A 17468-nucleotide genomic window follows, 5' to 3' on the forward strand; every position below is an offset into this window, starting at 1 on the left:
GGACGAGACGGTGTACATGAACGGTGGGCTGTGGAAGGCGAAAGACGCACTCGAACACGCGAAGGAGCGTGGCGAACTAGTGCACGACGGCGACACGCGAGTGTACGACGTGGACGCGACGACACAGACCCTCGACGACGATGGGAATCTCACCCGACAGGAGTGTCTGGTGTACGAAACGGACTACGAAGGACACGTCTATACCTTCGAAACCAAAACCGGACGGGAAATCACGGTTAGCGGGAATCACCCGTTCCTCGTCAACCGTGCGGGCTCGGTTCAATGGGTCGAAGCGCGTGACCTCGAAGAGGACGATTATCTCGTCGCACCCGAACGGTTACAGGTCGAAGAGCGGAATTTCCCGAGTCACGAGTCGGTGATAGCTGCGCTTCGAGAGGACTGGAATGTGGTTGACCGGGATGAAGTTCGAGATCTCCGGGCTAAGTTACAGGAAGGTGAACCGTGTTCCCGGGAGGACCTTGACAAGTTGCGTGTCGTCGCCGACCTGACCAAGAAAGAACTCGCCGACCGAGTGGACGCAAGCTACGACCGAGTGCTCAATTACTTGCAAGGGGCGGACACAGCGGTCGGTGAGCAGCTTTCCGAGACGCTTCGTGCCGAATCGTTCGAGGTTGCGGACTACGTCGAAGCGCACACGGTTCACCTATTCGACGAACCCCTGAGCGACGCGGAGGCGGGTTTCTTCGTCGGGTTCGTGCTATCCGACGGTCACTTCACCGACGAGACGGTGCGCATTTACCAGAAGAACTACCCGGAGAAGTTCGACCGATGGGTCGGCCTGGCCGAAAGGCTCGGATTCGAACCGCGTATCCGGGAGATTCGCGGCGGACGGGAGGCATCCATCGACTCGAAACCGTTGGTCGAGTATCTCGATGCTCGGTACGACCTCCGTTCGCCCGAGCAGTTGCTCGACGCACCAGAGCCGTTCCGCCGAGCGTTCCTCCAGATTTTCCTCATCGCGGAAGGCAACTTCGACGCGGATCGGCGCCGAATCACGTTCACGCAGAACGACCGAGAGACGACCAACGTCATCGCACACCTCCTGCTCCAGTTCGGAATTCGTCCGTGGGTCAAGGACCGTGAACAAGTGTACCGGCTCAAAATCCAAGGCGAGGACGTATCTGAGTACGTCGAGCGGTTCGAGTGGCCGGGGGAAACACCCGACGTAGACACCTTCGAATCAGCACACCGGGTGACGCCGCTCGACAAAAACAAAGTGGAGGCCATCGTCGACCATCTCGGACTGCAGTACGACGGCCTTTCCGAGCGCGAGTGGTACAACTCTTACAAGATGCTCCGGACGGAGCGAGACCGGATGTCCGACGAACACCTGGACAAGTTCCTCGAAGATATCAGCGACGAAATCAGCGACCGCCGGTCTACAGATCCCGAACCCCTCGCTACCGGAGACCTCGGGGCGGCGGCAAAGCAGTGTGGGCTGGCGATGACGGACATCGTCGAGGAAACCCAACTCTCCAAGCATCAGGTCTGGCAGATGTACGAAGGTGAGCAGGTTCACGAAGAAGCGATCGAATTCGTCGCGGACACCTACACCGAGCGAATCGGGGAAGCCGAGCGCCTCACGACGCACCTGCAGGAACTCGTCGACGGCGACGTATTTTACGACCGAATCACGAACGTCGAGAAAGAGGAGTACGATGGACAGGTCATCGGACTCTCAGTCCCCGAAACCCACAATTACGTCGCTGGACTGGGAGCGTGCGGCATTAATCACAACACCTTCCCGCTGCCCGAGGCCCAGGTCGACCGCTTCGCGGTCAAGTCCTCCATCGGCTACCCCGACGTCGAGGGCGAGTACGAACTGCTCCGCCGGCGGGCCGGCCGCTCCGAGCAGAGCCCCTCGGTCGGCACCGTGCTCGACGAGCAGCTCGTGACCGACCTCCGCGAGGTGCCCGAGACGGTCCGGGTCGACGACGACCTGCTGGAGTACATGGCCAACGTCGCCCGCGGCACCCGCGAGGACCGCCGGGTCCAGGTCGGCGTCTCCCCGCGCGGGACCCAGCGGCTCTTCGAGGCCTCGCGGGCCTACGCCGCCATGCGGGGCCGGGAGTTCGTCACCCCCGACGACGTCAAGCGCGTGGCCCAGCCCGTGCTGGCCCACCGGGTCGTGCTCACGCCCGACGCCCAGGTCAACAACGTCTCGAAGTCCACCATCGTCGACCGGGTGCTCGACGACGTGCCGGTCCCGACGGTGGAGTAGGCCGTCCCGAGACGATTCTCGACGAACCGTACGGCCACGGCAGAGTGTATCGGCCCCCGAACGCCGTCAGACGGGCGTCAGACGCCCGCCGACCCCGTCGCCGTCGTGCAGTTTCACTTCCACCGCGGTTGGCTCGTCTTTATATCAACCCGCCGAGCAACGCAGGGTATGAAGGCAGACGAATCCGGGGAGGATTCCGAGACCGAGCAGGACGAGGAGAAGGAGCTCGCGGACCTCGACCCGAACGCCGAGGAGCAGGCCCGGCGCGTCGAGCGACAGCTGCGACGGCTCCAGCGCGAGATGCGGGGGTGAGCTCGGCCGGGGTATCGGCGCCGTAGGCAATTTTCCGGACGGCTCTGTTCAATCGAGCGAGCGAATTTCTCCCAGTCCAGGCGGCACGCGGTGAGAGAGAAACAGTCGGAGCTAGCGACTGCCGTCACCTGTGTCCCGCAACTGCACCTCAACTGCGAGCCTCACGCCTCCCCAGCCGCTTGCGGTCCTCGGCCTGCAGCCTGCGGTCCTCAGCCCTCGCGTGATGAGGGCGCGGCGCTCACGAGCGCCGCGCCAGCACGCGCCACGGCGGGATTGCGACGAGTGCGTCCCGGTTGCACAGTTGGTAAAGCGAGAGAGCAATGCCGGAGAAGAGCGATCGAACGAGTCAGGCCCGGAGCGCCGACGTGAGCACGACCGCGGCCAAAAGCAGGAACACCAGCGCGGTCACCGGCCGGCCGCCCGCCGACACCAGGTAGACCCCGTAGCCGAGGCCGCCCGCGCCGACCCCGACCACGGTGCTGGCGGCGGCGTGGGTCGCCTCGAGCTGGGTCGTGTCGGCGCCCCGACCGAGTTGCTGCCCGACGTTGATGGCCTGCTCGCCCAGGTCCCACGCCAGCACCGCGGCGATGACGCCCGGCAGCAGCAGGAACGGGGCGCCGACCGCCAGCCCGCCGGCCAGCGCCGCGATCAGCAGCGCGGTCGAGCCGAGGGTGACGGCCCGCAGCGAGCCCCGGAACACGCCCAGCGCGACCACCAGGAAGCCGGCCGCGCCGACCGCGAGCCCGACCGATCCGGTGAGCGCGCTGGTCCCCGCCGAGAGCCCGGCCCCGGTCACCGACAGCGCCGACGAGAGCCGGGCGGGCGACCGGTCGATCTCGCGGGTCACGCGCCACCTCCCGCGATCCGGGCCACCCGGGCCAGCGCCACGCCCAGCGTCTCGTCGGTGTCCCAGTCGACGACCCGGACGCCGGCCTCCCGGAGCTCGGAGACGCGGTGGCTCCGCCGGGTCCGGGCGAACCGCTGGCCGGCGGTGGCGGTCGCGGTCGGGTCGGGGCTCACCACCGTCACGAGGTGGTCCTGGGCGTCGAGCCGGCGGGCGACCTCCGGGCCGAACTCGTCGCACAGCGGCGTGACGAACACGACCTGGCTGGCGGGGGGCAGCCGCTTGCGGAGTTGCTTCAGCCGCGTGACCGGGTAGAACATGTCGTCGGAGGGCGTCGGGGCGAACGCCGGGTGGGTCGCCAGCAGGTCGCGCGCCCGGGCCTGGTGGTCGGTGCCCGCGCCGGGCGCGAGCCAGCAGTCCGCGGGGCCGAACGACGCCAGCCCGACCCGGTCGCCCGCGTCGAGCAGCTTCGTCACGATCTTGCCCGCGGCGTCGACCCCGAACTGGACAGCGTTGCGCTCGCCCTCGCCGCGGGCCAGGTACGCCTGCTCGCGGGTGTCGACGACCACGACCACGCTCGCGGCCCGCTCCTCGCGGAACTCGATGGTGGTGAGTTCGCCCGTGCGCGCGAGCCGGTTCCAGTCGACCCGCGAGAGCGGGTCGCCCGGCCGGTACTCGCGGGTGGCGTGGAACTCGACGCCCGACCCGCCGGTGTCGGTGGTGACCCGGCCGGTGTACCGGGTGGTCTGGGCGCGCAGCGGGACGTCGACGGTGGTGCCGAGCTTCGGCACGCACCGCAGCGTCGTCTCGCACTCGACCTCGGTCTCGACCTCGACGGCGCCGCTGAAGTCCCGGACGACGGCGGTCGCGGGGCCGAACTCGTGCTCGCCGCGCTCGGCCTCGACGGTGTAGGCGAACGACGCGGTCTTGCCGGGCCGGAGCGCGGTCCCGAGCCGGGCCGCCCCGTCGGTCACCGGCAGCGCGTCGGGCACGCCGTCGACCAGCCGGACGTCGGCCAGCATCGCGTCGCCGACGTTCTCGACGACCACCCGGACCTGCACCTCGTCGCCGGGCAGCGGTTCGTCGTCGCTGACGGTCCGGGTCACGTCGAGGTCCACGTCGGGAGCGCCCGCGGTCCGGGCGTAGGCCGCGAACGCGACCCCGACGACGCCCGACAGCAGCACCAGCGGCCGGCTGAACAGCACGCCGAGCCCGCCCGCCAGCAGCGCGACCGCGCTGACGCCCTTCCACCGGTGGGTCCGGCGGATCGACTTCACGCTTCGGCCTCCGTTCGGCGGTCGGCGTCGGTCCCTCGTCCGTCCGAGCCGGTCTCTCCGCGGTCGGAGCCGGCTGCCCGGCCGGCGTCGGTCGAACCTGTGCCGGCGGGCGAGTCGGTCGCACCGCCTGACGCGCCCACGTCAGCGGACCCCGAATTGTCGGTGTCGCCGGCGTTGCGCCGCCACGACCGGAGCCGCGACAGCCAGCTCCCGGTCCGGAACCCGCCGGACCCGCCTCCGCCGCCGCTGTAACCGTCCGTCGACTCGTCGGCGCCGACGACGCCCGCCGCCCGGGCGACGGCGTCGGCGGTCCGGCGGATGCGGTGCTGGTAGCGCGACTCGGTGCTGGCCGCGAGCCGCAGCCGGTCGAGCAGCGGCGGCGCGGGGACGTCGTCGCCCCCGAGGAACGCCGCGGCGTGGGGGTCGCCGGTCCACGACCCGTCGGCGATGCGCTCGCGGGCCAGCTCGGGCGAGCAGTTGTCGCGGTCGGCGACCGCCGTGACCGCGGCCTCCCGGAGCGTGTCCCGGAGGTCAGACCGCTCGCGGATGAACACCCGGCGGGGCCCCGACCGGAGCTCGGCGACGGTCCGGTCGAACTCGTCGCCCGGCGTCGGCACCGACTCGACGGTCTCGACGTCCGGGGTCTCGGCGAACTCGACCTCGGCCGCCTGCCGGGCGCGGGCGACCCGGAGTCCCTGGACCAGCGCGAGCAGGCCGACCGCGGTCACGGCGGCGTAGCCGGTGCCGATGGCGGCCGCGAAGCCGGGGACGAACGCCATCAGCAGGCCGAGCGCGACCGCGACGACGCCGACCACGGTCAGTACGGGATGGTCGTTGTCGTCGGTCACGCGGGGCCACCTCCGGAGTCGGGGTTGTCGGTCGGATCGGGGTCGTCAGTCGGGTCGTCGCTGCGGTCCTGCGGCCGGCCCTCGCTACCCGGCCCGCCGGCGTACTCGCGCTCGATGCGCCGGAGGGCGTCGAGCGCCTGCCGTTCGCGCTCCTCGGTCGGGGCCTCGCCGCCGTACCGGACCTCCTCGAACAGCGCGGTGAGCCGGTCGACGTCCTCGCGGGCCATGCCCGCGTCGACCGCGGCCGCGGCGAACTCCGCGGGCGTGCTGGCGGCGGGGTTGCGGACGTCGAGGTGGTCGGTCATCTCGCGCCACGCGCGGAACACCTCGTTGTCGACGTCGGTCGCGTCCTCGATGCGGTCGGCGGCCTCGCCGGCGGCCCGGCCGACAGCGCGCACGTCCTCCGAACTGTCGGGTTCGGCGAACTCCTCGTCGGGCTCGGGGTCGTCGCCGGAGGAGGAGACGAACAGCAGCGCGACCGCCGCGAGCAGCGCGACGCCGAGGCCCGCCATCAGGAGGAACGAGGGGTCGGTGACGCTGGTCCCGGTGGCGCCGCCGGGCACGCCGCTGCCGCCCTCGGGCACGAGCGACATGTTGCCGCCCCCGAACAACGACTGGCGGGCCTTCGGCATCGGACTGGTGCAGCTCGTCAGCACGGCGTGGGCGAACAGCAGCGGGATGCCCACCGGGCCGGCGTACGCGACGACGCCGACCCCGCCGAGCCGGCGGTAGGCGACGTACGCGCCCAGTCCGAAGAGCCCGACGATGGCGGTGACGGCCCACCAGGAGTCGAGGAACGCGAAGCAGGGGACGTTCAGCAGCGAGCCGCCGCCTGCCGACGGGGACGACCGGTTCCCGAATCCGAAGCTGGGCGTGCCGCCGTCGGGCGCGCCCGCCTCGGAGCTCGGCGCGCCGAGGCCGAACCCGCCCGAGTCGGTCCGGACCGCCGAGTCGAGCGTCGCGGCGGCGAAACCGATGGCGACGACGGCGAGCAGCGCGAGGACGACGGGGCGTACGGTGTCGCGGTCCACGCTGGAAGGTAGACGGATTGATAACTTAGAGGTTCTGCCTCGGCGGCGGCGTGCGGCGTTTCTCTCCGTCCCTCCACCCGGAACGTGTGAGCGACCACCGCGTGCCGCCTACGGCTCGTCGAGGACCCACACGCCGTCGACGACCTGCCGGACCTCCTCGGGGTCGACGGCGACGGTGAACACCGTCTCGGCGTCGCTGTCCGCAGCCGACGCGGTCGCCGTTGTGCTCGCGGTCAGGGTTTCGGTCGGCGTGCTCGTCGTCGACGTCGACGTGCTCGTGGGAGTCGTTGTCGGCGTGGCGATGGCCGTAGTAGTCGTCGCAGTACTCGTTACGGTCGTCGAAGTCGTCGTGGCCGTCACCGTTTCCGCGGTCGTATTCGTCGTGTCGGTGGTCGTCGTGCTCGTCGGAGTGGTCGTGCCGCCACCGCCGCCGGTGGACCGCTCGACGATGGTACCGCCGGCACCGACGGCGACGTCGTAGTCGGGTCCGCTGGCCGCGCCGTTGAACTTGGTGTCGGTCGGCGTCTGGTGGCGGGTCCACTGGCCGGCCGACTGGCGCTCGTAGACCTTGCCGCCGGCCCCGGCCGCGAACCCGGCATCGCCGTCCCGGTCGATGCCGCGGACGGCCTGCCGGCCGTCGTCGATCACGTGGGGCGTCCAGCGGAACCCGTCGTACCGGTAGACGATGCCGTTGCCGGCGGCGACGTTGACGTCCTTCGGCCCGACGCTCGCGACGTCGTAGAACGCGTTGCCCGCGAAGTCGATGCCGATCTGCGTCCAGTTCTTGCCGCCGTCGGTCGTCTCGGCGACGAACTGGCTCGTGCTGATGACGTGGCCGGCCGACCGGCTCCGGAAGTCGATGCCGGGGATCGTCGACCCGCCGCCTGGCTTGATGACGTCACGGTACTTCACCGCGCCCGACTGCTGGCGGATGCCCACGAGCAGTTCGCCCGACCCGTTGACGAAGTAGAGCCGCTCGTCCTCGCCCGCGGTGCCGACGACCGCGACGTCCTCCCAGGTGCTGGTCTTGCCCTTCGGGGCGGAGTAGTTCGTCAGCGTGTGGGTGTCGACCCGGTACTCGCCGATGACGCCCGACCCGCCGACGAACCAGACCGCCCGGCCGTCGTCGGTGACGTCGGCACCCTTGAGCGGTCGGCTCCGGGCCTGCGGACCGTACTCGACGACCTTCCGCCAACCGTCGGCCCGCCTGAGGAGGACGTCACCGCCCGCGCCGACAGCGGCCGGTCCCTCGGCGGTGTTGACCGCGCTGAACAGCGTCTTCGTCGTCGGGGAGTCCTCGACGACGGTGAACTCGCCGTCGCTGGATCGGGCGGTCCCGGCGGCGCTCAGCGTGCCGGCCCCCGCGGCCGTCAGTACCGATGCTCCTGCGGCTTTCACGAACGTTCGGCGGGTCTGGTTGGGCATGAGACTTCGTTCGATACCACCTCCGGGAAGACGTAAAATTATCTTCTAGGTTGTGGAAATTTACTTTAGTCCGCATCTTTTCGTCGTATTTGACAGAGAAACCCGTTCTGTACCTGATGAATTGGGAGACGTTCAACCACTCGGACAGAACGAAATAGTACTACCCCGCCTATGTCAAAATTTAAGTACCAGATGGAGTTGAATTGTCGGTATGACAGAGACGCGTTCGACGAGCGACGGTGATCCTTCCGGGCCGATGCCGGAGGTGCCGCCGCCGAAACCGCCGGACGACCCCGAGGCGTGGTACGCGCCCGAGGTCCGCGCGCAGTACGAACTCCACCCGGGCGTCGTCGCCACCATCACCGAGACCGACGACGGCTTCGACTACCGCGTCCGGGAGCCGCCCCTCTCGCCCGGCGGCGAGGACGCCCTGGCGACCGTTGAGGACCACTTCGCCGAGGCGAACCTCGCCCGGCCGCTGACCCGCGAGGGCGCCGGCGAGCGGATGGCCGCCGGCTTCGACCCCAAGTACCGCCGCATCGTCGACCGGCTGACCGACCTGCCGCCCGAGAGCCGCCGGGCGGTCGACTACTACGCGCTCCGGAACCTGCGGTGTCTCGGCGAACTGACGCCGCTGGCGCTCGACGACGACATCGAGGTGGCCGACAGCGCCAGCGACCGGCTGGTGGTCCACACCGACGACTACGCGCCGGCCGACACCGACCTGCCGGCGGACGCCGAGTTCCTCGAGCGGTTCGCCAGCGAGCGCGTCGAGCGCCACACCGTCGCCTTCCGGGAGTTCCGGGTGCCGGTCGTGGTGTACCGCGAGCACCTGCTGGCCAACGACTCGTTCGCGACCAAGTACGCGGTGCTGGAACCGGATCTGCTGCCCGGCGACGAGGAGCTCATCCGGGAGTGCAAGGACCGCATCTGGGAGTCGAACGTCGACGGGGTGGTCGAGGACCGTGCGGCGTTCGTCCGCGAGCGCGCCCGGACCTTCCTCTCGCGGCGGCTGACCGCGCGCAACACCAGGGCGTGGCTCGACGCCGCCGCCTACCGGGTCCGGACCGCCTTGGCGGAGTACGACCTCGCGGTCCCGCCCGTGAACCACCGGTTCTCGGCCGACCGGCTGTCGGACCTGGTCTACTACGTGATGCGGGACTTCGTCGGCCACGGGAAGCTGACCGTCCCCATCCGCGACGACCTGCTGGAGGACGTCGAGGCCAACCGAGTCGGCGAGCGCATCAAGGTGGTGCCGCGGGGACGGGAGATCGGCCACGGCGAGCGCGCGCCGACCAACCTCGCGTTCGAGGACGAGGCGGAGTTCGCCAACGTCGTCACCCAGATGGCCGCCAGCGACGGCACCGAGCTCAACGCCTCGAACCCCAGCGCCAAGGTGAACCTCCAGCCCGAGGGCGTGCCCGAGGAGGTGACCATCCGGGCCGCGCTGGCGCTCGGGGTCATCAGCGAGGACGGCCCGCACATCTCCATCCGGAAGCAGGCGCCCGAGGCGATGACCCCGGTCGACCTGCTGGCGTCCGACAGCCTCTCGACAGAGATGGTCACCCTGCTCTGGCAGGTGTACGAGCACCACGGCGTCGTCCTGTTCTCGGGGCCGACCGGCACCGGGAAGACGACGCTGATGAACTCGCACATGCCGTTCATCCCGTACCGCGACCGGCCCATCTCCATCGACGAGGGGTCCCGTGAGGTACGCCTGCCCCACGAGACCGGCGTCTCGCTCACCACCCGCGACCACGAGAGCGACTACAAGCGGGTCACGATGGCCGACCTGATGACCGAGTGCAACTATCTGAACCCGGACGTCGAGGTCATCGCCGAGATCAACACGCCCGCCAGTTTCGAGACGTTCGCCGAGAGCCTCAACACCGGCCACGGCATCATCGGCACCACTCACGCCGAGGACGTCGAGAAGCTGGTGAACCGGGTGGTAGAACAGGGCCTGCCGCCGTACCTCCTCCGGGAGCTCGACCTCGTCGTCTTCCCCCGACTGGTCGACGGCGACCGCTACGTCGGCGAGATCGTGGAACTGCTGACCGCGTCGGAGTACGAGAAACTGGACCCCGCGGAAGCGCGGTGCGGCGCGGTCGAGAAGGACGGCGCGACCGTCTACTGGAACGCGGTCGCCTGGCGCGACACCGACGGCCAGTTCCGCCTGGCGTACGACCATCCCCGACTGGGCGACGACGCGGAGGACAGGCGACTCCGGTTCTTCGACCGCCTCGCCGAGCGCACCGACCGGACCCCCGACGCGGTCGCCGACGAGTTCCACCGCAAGCACCGGTACGTCCAGTACATGGCCCGGGAGGGGATGGACGACTTCCAGGAGCTGTTCGCGTTCCTCGCCGACCTCCGGAACGACGAGGCCGCCACCGTCGAGCGGGTCAAGCGAGAGAGCGCGTAGACGCGACATCAGAGTCGCGACATCGCCGTCGACGTCAGTGCGGCGCCGTTCTCCGCTACGCGATGTGCCGACCGTGTATCGAGTCGGTCGAGGCGTAGCCACGTTGTGCCGCGACCCGGATTCATCTCGGACACCAGTAATTACCCAGTACTACACGTGAATTTAAGTGGTATGGAGAATGGAACAATAGCCATGAACGCGATTCGAGGAGGACGACCCGGTGACCGCGGCGACTGACGCCGGAACGGCAGACGCGGGGACGGATTCGGCCGGAGGATATCGCGTCACCGAGACCGTCGCCGCCCCGACGCTCTCGGTGCTCGACCGGGCGCTCTACGCGCTGTTCTCCCGGCACGCCGACGCATCGCGACACGACGCCGACCGCAAGCGCTACCGGGCGACGGACGTGAGCGCGAGCTTCGACGTCTACCTCTCGCGGACCTACGGCCTGTCGTGGCTGGCGCTCGCACTCGTCGGCGGTTGGACGTTCGTCACCGTGGTGGCGCTGCCCGACGCCACGCTCGGCGCGGCGGCCGACTTCCTCCGGCGCGGGATTCCCGGCCTCGAAGCCGTGAACGCGCCGGCCGTCTCGCGGAACGCGGCGGCCGCGGGAACTGGTCTCGCCGTCGGCATCGCGGCCAAGCGCGCGACCGTCGCGCTCGGCGGGCGGTACCTCGAGTGGCGCGCGAGCGCCCGGCGGTCGAACATCGAGCGCACGCTGCCCGGCGCGGTCCGGTACCTCCACGCGCTCTCCTCGGGCAGCGACGACGGCGCGGCCATGCTCCGGAAGGTCGCCGATCGCCGGCAGGCCTACGGCGAGACCGCGGTGGCGTTCCGGAAGGCGCTCAACCGGGCGACCCTGACCGGGAGCCTCGGCGAGGGGCTGCGGGCGGTCTCGCGCGACACGCCCTCCCGGGACGCGCTGGCCCCGTTCCTGGTGAAGTTCCGCGAGCACGCCGAGCAGGGCCCCGACGCGCTGGCCCAGTACCTCCAGATGGAGAGCCGGATGCTGTCGAACCGCCAGGCCAGGGACCGCGAGCAGGCCGGCGACTTCCTCGAGCTCATGGCCGAGATGTTCGTCGTCCTGCTGGTGCTCCCGGCGCTGCTCGTCATCGTCGTTACCGTGATGAGCGTGCTCGCGCCGGGGCTGGGCGAGACCACCGCGACGCCGCTGGGGCCGATTACGGTGCGGGCGCTGCTCGTCTACGGGAGCGCCGGGTTCATCCTGATCGTCGGCGGCGTCGCGGCCGCGGTGGTGGGGTCGCTCCGACCGCGCGACCAGTCCGGAAGGGCCTACCGCCGCCCCGGCGGTCCGCTAGCGACCCTCGCCAGCGCGTTCCGGAACCCGGCGAGCGCGCTGGTCGCGTTCGCTCCACTCGCCGTCGTCCTCGGCGCGGCGCTCCTCACGGCAGGCTACCGGCCCGTCAACGCCGTCCTGCTCGGGTACGTCGCGCTCGCGGTCCCGGTGGGACTGGTCGCGCTCCGGCGGGCCAACCGCGACGACGCGAAGGACCGCGAGATAACCGACTTCGTCCACGCCGTCTCGGGCCACGTCAGCCTGGGCCGGCCGTTCGCCGCGGCGGTCGAGCGCGTCGCCCGCGACGTCGACCTCGGCGCGCTCAACGACGACGTGGCCGACCTCGCGTTCAACGCCAACCTGACCACCCGGGACGGCGACCGCCAGGCCGCCGCGCTCTCGCGGTTCGTCGACCGGGTCGGCACGCCGCTCGCGGACCAGACCATCGGCCTGGTCACGGGCGCGCTCGACGCCGGCGGCGACGCCGAGGCGGTGTTCGAGACCCTCCAGGTCGAGATCGGGCGACTCTACCACGAGCGGAAGGCACTGCGGTCGAACATGCTGGTATACGTCGCCGTCGGATGGACGACGGCGCTGCTGGTCGTCGGCATCATGGTCGCGGTCGACGCCTACGTCCTCGACAGCTTCGCCCAGCTCTCGTCCATCTCGACCGCCGACGCCGGTATCGCACTCGACCCCGACGCCGTGCAACCTGCCCGCGACAGGCGCCGGTTCTACGTCGTCACCCAGGCGACGATGCTGGCCTGCGGGTGGTTCGCCGGTTACGCGAGTCGGGGACGCTACGAGGCGCTGCTCCACTCCGGCGCGCTGGTCGGGGTCGCCTACTTCGTGTTCGCGGGGGTCGGGATGGTGTGAGCCGCGATGTCTGCACCGATGCCGATGGGCATCGGACTCGAACATCGCGGCTCAGTTGGCGGAGCTGTCGCACCGATGCCGACGGGCATCGGAATCGAGAGTGCCGGCTCGGGAACCGCGATCGCGCCCAGTCGAACGTCGTCGGCGTCGCGGTCCTGCTCGGGGTGGTCGTGGTCGCGCTCGGGTCGCTGACCGCCGGCATCGGGACGGTCGTGGAGGAGAACGCCGCGGCGGCCGACTCGGCCCGCGTGGCCGCCGATCTCGACGCGGCGCTCGACCCCGTCGCCGCGACCGGCGTCCACCGGGGTCGGGTGTCGTTCACCGAGGGGCAACTCCTGACCGTCGAGCGTGACCTCCGCGTGCTGAACGCGACCGGAGTGATGCGGCGGGTCCGGGTCGGCGCGGTCGTCTTCACCGCGGGCGACCGCCGAGTGGCGTTCCTCGCCGGCGCTGTCGTCCGCGGCCCGCCCGACAACGCCCGACTCCGCACCGCACCGCCGATCACGGCGTCGCGCGGAGGTGGCGCGAGCGACGGCGACGAGCCGGGCGTGCTCGTGGTGGGCGCACCGAAGGTGAACGGGTCGGCGGCCGTCTCGGCGACCGGCGGCGGGTCGGTCGTCCTCCGGACGACGGTCAGCCACCACCGGACCGCGCTGGGCAACGGCACCTACCGGGTGGCGGTCGAGACCGCGACCCCCGAGGCGTGGCGCCGCCACGTCGAGCGCCGGAACGCGACTGCGACGACCCGGGATTTCGACGGCGACGGCGTTGTCAGCGTCGTGGCCGCCTACCCCGGCGAGCGGGTTGCGTACCTCGTCGTCCACGACATGCGACTGGAGGTGCGGCGTGGCTGATCGCCGTCGCGACCGCGACCGGCGGCGGAGTCGCGGTCTGCGTGCCTTCCTCGACAGGCACGGGGACGAGCGCGCCGTCTCACCGGTCGTGGGCAAGGCACTGGAAGCCGGCATCGTCGTCCTCTACGTCGCCTTCCTCTCGGCGACCCTCTACGGCGGGGTCGTCCCCGAGTACCGGACCGCGGCGGGCGCGGAGGTCGGCGAGCGCGTGCTGGCCCAGTCGGCCGCCCGAATCCAGCAGGCCGTGCCGGCCGGCGCCCGCGAAGTCGAGAGCCGCGCGACGGTCTCGCTCCCCCGGACGCTCCGCGGCCGGGCGTACGCGATCCGAGTCGTGAACCGGACGCTGGTCCTCGACCACCCGCGGGACGGGATCGACGGTCAGGTCGCGCTCGCGCTGCCCGAGACGGTCGAATCGGTCCGGGGTAACTGGTCGAGTCGGGAACCCGCGGTCGTCGTGGTCCGGAGCGAGGGGGACGGGCTGGCCGTCCGCCTCGAATCGGCCGACGCAGGCGGTAGCAGGACAGATGGAGACGGAGGTGGCGGATGACTCGCCGAAGCCGCGCCCAGATGAACCTGCCCGCGCTCGGGGTCGCGCTGCTCGTCGTGACCACCGTGGCGGTCGTGAGCGTCGGCATGGCCGACCGGGCCTACCTGAGCGCCGAACGCGACGCCGACCAGCGCCGGGTCGCGGTCGCGCTCTCGGAGCGACTCGTCGGTCCCGAGTCGCGGGTCACCGCTCGCGCCAACGTGCTCGACGCCGGCGCCGCCTCGCGACTGACTGCCAGCCGGCTCCGAACGCTGTTCCCCGTGGCCGAGGGCAAGGAGGTGCGGGTTCGGCTCGGCGACCGGACGCTGGCGGTCGCTGGCGACCCCGCCGGCGGGACGACGATACGGCGGCTGGTGCTGGTCGAGAACCGGACCGCGGCGTCGCTGACGCCGAACCTCTCGGCGAACGCGCCGACGGTCACGCTCCCGCGCCGGTCGCCGCGGGTCGTCGTCGCGCTGTCGCCGCCCGCCGGAACCGACGTGACCGTCGTTCGGGCGAACGGTCGCGTCGTCCTCCGGAACGCCTCGGGGCTGCGGGGGACGTTCGCAGTCGACCTCTCGCGGTTCGAGACCGCGACGCTCGCGTTCGAGACCGACGGTCCGCTCCCGACGGGGAGCCTCGAACTGACCTACTACCCGGCCGAGACGAGGAAGGCGGTGCTGGCGGTGACCGTCGATGGGTGAGGAGCGCGCTCCCGGCGTCCGACGGCAGTTCCCGCGGGCGCAGCTCTCGCTGTCGGTCGTCGAGGCCGGCGTCGGCGCGGTGCTGGTGCTCGCCGTCGCGATGGGGTTCGCGCTGGGCGTTCCGTCGGCCATCGACGGGTCGGCCCAACTGGACCTCTACGCCGAGGACGCCGCGACCGTGCTCGCCGGCGAACCGCCGCGGCACAACGGCGCGACCCGGCTCTCGGAGGTCGTGCGCTCGCTCGACGCGTTCGAACGAGAGCGCGGGGCGCTCCGGCGGCGGGTCGAGCGCATTCTACCGGACAACCTGATGTTCCGGGTCCGAACACCGCACGGCGCGGTCGGCTTCCGGAAGCCCGCCGGCGCGGCGGTCGGGTCGGCCACGGTGAGCACCGCTCACGGTGACGTGACCATCTGGGTGTGGTACGCATGAGGGACCGTGGTTCGGAGTCCGGCGGGAGTTCCGGGGAATCGGAGTGCGAACGAGCCGCCGGAGAGCGCGGCCAGCTCGTGCTCGCGGCGGCAGCAGTCGTCGCGGTGGCGCTCGCGCCGGTCGTGATGGCGTACCTCCAGCTCGGCTACCACGCCGACGTGACCGCGAGCGAGCAGTTCGACGCGCCCGGCCGGAACGCCGAGCGCCTGCTCTCGCGAGCGGTCCACGACGCGGCGACAGGCGTCCCCGCCGAGTACGCGTGGGACGAGCGCGAGGAGGCAGTGGCCGCGGTGCGCAACGACCTGCGGCCCAGGCTCGACTCGCTTCGGTCGTCCCGCGTGGAGTCGGGGACCGTCTACCAGATCGAGTATAACCGGACGGCGGCCCAGGCGTGGCGACGCACCAACTGCCCCGCCGGGCCGAACCGGCAGTTCGGCTACTGCGAGGCGCGGCGGGGCGTGGTCGTCCAGGAGCGCGCGGGCGAGACCCACGTCCTGGCGGTGGCGTTCGACGTGCGCGTGACGACCGACGATTCGGAGCTGGAGCTGACGACCGTCGTCAGTGCACTCGGTTGACGAGTTTCCGGTAGGAGACCGGCCGAACTGTGCGCCGAAACCGAGTCGGCCTACAGGTCGCTGCGCTCGAACCGCAACGACCCGAGCGCGAGCGGGACGCAGAGCCACGCCGCGAGCACCAGCAGGGCGAACCACGCGGTCTGGTAGAACGGCCCGCCGGGGAGCGAACTGCCCGGAGCCAGCCCGCGCAGCGCCGTCTGGAACGCGGTCGTGGGGTTCAGCTGCGCGAACGCCGCCACCCACTCCGGGGTCGGCCCCGACGGGAACGAGAACCCGTTGAGTACGAACCGGACGGCGGTGGGGATCTGGCCCCACAGGCCCGCGAACAGCAGGAACGAGCCGAACGCCAGCACCGCGGCCCGGTTGGTCGTCCGGACGCTCGCCGAAAGTGCGACCGAGAAGCTGGCCACCGCGGCCCCCAGCGCGACCGAGAGCGCCCAGGCGACCGCGAGCACGCCGAGGTCCGGGACACCGTCGGTGACGAGCCTGATCAGCGCGGCGACGGCGAAGCTGATCGTCACCAGCGTCGCGATGACGACCGCGCGACCCACCGCGGTCCCGACCACGACCTCCCGGCGGGTGTGGGGGAACGACAGCACCACGCGGAGCCCGCCGTTCTGGCGGCTCCCGACGACGGCCTGGTAGCCCGCGGTGAGCGCGGTCAGCGGGACGAAGTACGCCGCGACGGTCGCGAGCGAGGCGCCGAGCGGCACGCTGCCTGCCGAGAGGTACCCGAGCAGTCCGAAGAGCAGGGCGTACACCGCGAGGTACACCCAGCCGGACCGCGACCGGTGGGGATCGAGGGCGTCGCGCTCGGCGACGACCCGCCAGCTCACGCCCGACCCTCCGTGTACGCCGCGAACAGCTCGTCGAGCGACGCGTCGCTGGTCTCGATGTTGCGGACCGTCGCCCCGTCGGCACGGAGGGCGTCGAGCGCGTCCATCTTCCGGTCGTCGGGGCACGTCACCGAGACGGCGGTCCCGTCGACCGAGACGGTCGACACGCCGTCGACGTTCCGGACCGCGTCGAGGCCGGCCGCGGGCGGCGCGTCGAGCGTGACAGTCATGGTCGCCTCGGAGCCGACGGTCTCCTGGAGGCCGTCCATCGTGTCGACCGCCACGAGGTCGCCGTCGGCGAGGATGCCGACGCGGTCGCAGACCGCCTCGACCTGTCCGAGGATGTGGCTCGAGAAGAACACGGTCGCGCCCCGGTCGACCTCCTCGCGGACGATCTCGCGCATCCGGCGCGCGCCGTTGGGGTCGAGGCCGGTCGAGGGCTCGTCGAGGATGAGCAGATCGGGGTCGCCGACCAGCGCCATCGCCAGCAGGAGTCGCTGGGCCATCCCCTTCGAGAAGCCGCCGACTCGGCGGTCGAGCACGTCGCCGAGGCCGACCCGGTCGAGGAGGGCCCGCGGGTCGTCGTCGGCGCCCTTCGAGTCGACGGCGAACTCGAGGTGGTGGCGCGCGGTGAGGTGGCCGTCGAGGTGGTAGCCGTCGGGCAGGACGCCGACGCGCCGGCGGATCCGCTTGGTCTCGGCCTGGGCGTCGAGGCCGAACACCTCGGCGCGGCCGCCGCTCGGCCGGAGGAAGTCGAGCACGATGTCGATGGTGGTGGACTTGCCGGCGCCGTTCGGGCCGAGGAAGCCGAACACCTCGCCCTGCTCGACCGCGAGGTCGAGGCCGCGGAGGGCGACGACGTCGCCGAACCGCTTGCTGAGGGACCGTAGTTCGATGGCGGGCATGTCGTTCGGTTCAGACGGTCAACACAAGGCTCTTGTGATTCAATTGTCATTGTTGGTG

General features: G+C 71.0%; 16 protein-coding genes. 9 read left to right on the forward strand and 7 right to left on the reverse strand.

The window, feature by feature from the left end; all coding sequences use genetic code 11:
- Positions 1 to 16: 16 nt before the first annotated feature.
- Together ACQUQF_RS15735 and ACQUQF_RS15740 are read left to right on the forward strand one after the other, a co-directional pair.
- Positions 17 to 2242 (forward strand): LAGLIDADG family homing endonuclease, encoded by a 2226-nt coding sequence (locus ACQUQF_RS15735; RefSeq protein WP_435180403.1) that lies wholly within the window; start codon positions 17 to 19, stop codon positions 2240 to 2242.
- 168 nt (positions 2243 to 2410) lie between these two features.
- Positions 2411 to 2554 carry a hypothetical protein gene (locus tag ACQUQF_RS15740; RefSeq protein WP_435180048.1) on the forward strand — a complete coding sequence of 48 codons (144 nt, stop codon included), beginning with the start codon at positions 2411 to 2413 and terminating at the stop codon, positions 2552 to 2554.
- Positions 2555 to 2900: 346 nt separating this feature from the next.
- Here ACQUQF_RS15740 and ACQUQF_RS15745 read toward each other — a convergent pair whose 3' ends face one another.
- From ACQUQF_RS15745 to ACQUQF_RS15765, 5 genes are all read right to left on the reverse strand, one after another.
- Entirely contained in the window at positions 2901 to 3401 is a 501-nt protein-coding gene (locus ACQUQF_RS15745; protein ID WP_435180049.1) for a DUF7519 family protein, read from the reverse strand.
- Positions 3398 to 4675 (reverse strand): DUF58 domain-containing protein, encoded by a 1278-nt coding sequence (locus ACQUQF_RS15750; RefSeq protein WP_435180050.1) that lies wholly within the window; start codon positions 4673 to 4675, stop codon positions 3398 to 3400. Before ACQUQF_RS15750 ends, ACQUQF_RS15745 begins: the two co-directional genes overlap by 4 nt.
- Complete coding sequence (locus ACQUQF_RS15755; protein ID WP_435180051.1) at positions 4672 to 5523, reverse strand: DUF7269 family protein; 852 nt, start codon at positions 5521 to 5523, stop codon at positions 4672 to 4674. The genes ACQUQF_RS15750 and ACQUQF_RS15755 overlap by 4 nt, the downstream gene beginning before the upstream one ends.
- Positions 5520 to 6554 carry a DUF4129 domain-containing protein gene (locus tag ACQUQF_RS15760; RefSeq protein WP_435180052.1) on the reverse strand — a complete coding sequence of 345 codons (1035 nt, stop codon included), beginning with the start codon at positions 6552 to 6554 and terminating at the stop codon, positions 5520 to 5522. Before ACQUQF_RS15760 ends, ACQUQF_RS15755 begins: the two co-directional genes overlap by 4 nt.
- 108 nt (positions 6555 to 6662) lie before the next feature.
- On the reverse strand, positions 6663 to 7952 hold the full coding sequence (locus ACQUQF_RS15765; RefSeq protein WP_435180053.1) for a hypothetical protein: 1290 nt from the start codon (positions 7950 to 7952) through the stop codon (positions 6663 to 6665).
- A gap of 238 nt (positions 7953 to 8190) precedes the next feature.
- On the opposite strand from ACQUQF_RS15765, the gene ACQUQF_RS15770 reads away from it, so the two are divergent.
- From ACQUQF_RS15770 to ACQUQF_RS15800, 7 genes are all read left to right on the forward strand, one after another.
- Positions 8191 to 10404 (forward strand): type II/IV secretion system ATPase subunit, encoded by a 2214-nt coding sequence (locus ACQUQF_RS15770; protein WP_435180054.1) that lies wholly within the window; start codon positions 8191 to 8193, stop codon positions 10402 to 10404.
- Between the two features lie 316 nt (positions 10405 to 10720).
- The gene (locus ACQUQF_RS15775) at positions 10721 to 12577 is read left to right on the forward strand and encodes a type II secretion system F family protein (RefSeq protein ID WP_435180404.1); all 1857 of its coding nucleotides are present in this window, start codon (positions 10721 to 10723) and stop codon (positions 12575 to 12577) included.
- Positions 12574 to 13431 carry a DUF7289 family protein gene (locus ACQUQF_RS15780; RefSeq protein ID WP_435180055.1) on the forward strand — a complete coding sequence of 286 codons (858 nt, stop codon included), beginning with the start codon at positions 12574 to 12576 and terminating at the stop codon, positions 13429 to 13431. Before ACQUQF_RS15775 ends, ACQUQF_RS15780 begins: the two co-directional genes overlap by 4 nt.
- Complete coding sequence (locus tag ACQUQF_RS15785) at positions 13424 to 13978, forward strand: DUF7266 family protein (protein ID WP_435180056.1); 555 nt, start codon at positions 13424 to 13426, stop codon at positions 13976 to 13978. The genes ACQUQF_RS15780 and ACQUQF_RS15785 overlap by 8 nt, the downstream gene beginning before the upstream one ends.
- Positions 13975 to 14661 (forward strand): DUF7263 family protein, encoded by a 687-nt coding sequence (locus tag ACQUQF_RS15790; protein ID WP_435180057.1) that lies wholly within the window; start codon positions 13975 to 13977, stop codon positions 14659 to 14661. Before ACQUQF_RS15785 ends, ACQUQF_RS15790 begins: the two co-directional genes overlap by 4 nt.
- Complete coding sequence (locus ACQUQF_RS15795) at positions 14654 to 15094, forward strand: DUF7262 family protein (protein WP_435180058.1); 441 nt, start codon at positions 14654 to 14656, stop codon at positions 15092 to 15094. Before ACQUQF_RS15790 ends, ACQUQF_RS15795 begins: the two co-directional genes overlap by 8 nt.
- Positions 15091 to 15669, forward strand: coding sequence for a DUF7261 family protein (locus ACQUQF_RS15800; protein WP_435180059.1), 579 nt, complete (start codon positions 15091 to 15093; stop codon positions 15667 to 15669). The genes ACQUQF_RS15795 and ACQUQF_RS15800 overlap by 4 nt, the downstream gene beginning before the upstream one ends.
- A 50-nt stretch (positions 15670 to 15719) precedes the next feature.
- On the opposite strand, the gene ACQUQF_RS15805 is transcribed toward ACQUQF_RS15800, so the two are convergent.
- Both ACQUQF_RS15805 and ACQUQF_RS15810 read right to left on the reverse strand, forming a co-directional pair.
- Positions 15720 to 16505: an ABC transporter permease subunit gene (locus ACQUQF_RS15805; RefSeq protein WP_435180060.1), complete on the reverse strand. Its 786-nt coding sequence runs from the start codon at positions 16503 to 16505 to the stop codon at positions 15720 to 15722.
- Positions 16502 to 17410, reverse strand: a complete 909-nt coding sequence (locus ACQUQF_RS15810; RefSeq protein ID WP_435180061.1) for an ABC transporter ATP-binding protein — start codon at positions 17408 to 17410, stop codon at positions 16502 to 16504. Before ACQUQF_RS15810 ends, ACQUQF_RS15805 begins: the two co-directional genes overlap by 4 nt.
- Between the last annotated feature and the right edge of the window lie 58 nt (positions 17411 to 17468).

The sequence above is a fragment of the Halorussus sp. AFM4 genome (assembly GCF_051194995.1).
GTDB lineage: Archaea > Halobacteriota > Halobacteria > Halobacteriales > Haladaptataceae > Halorussus.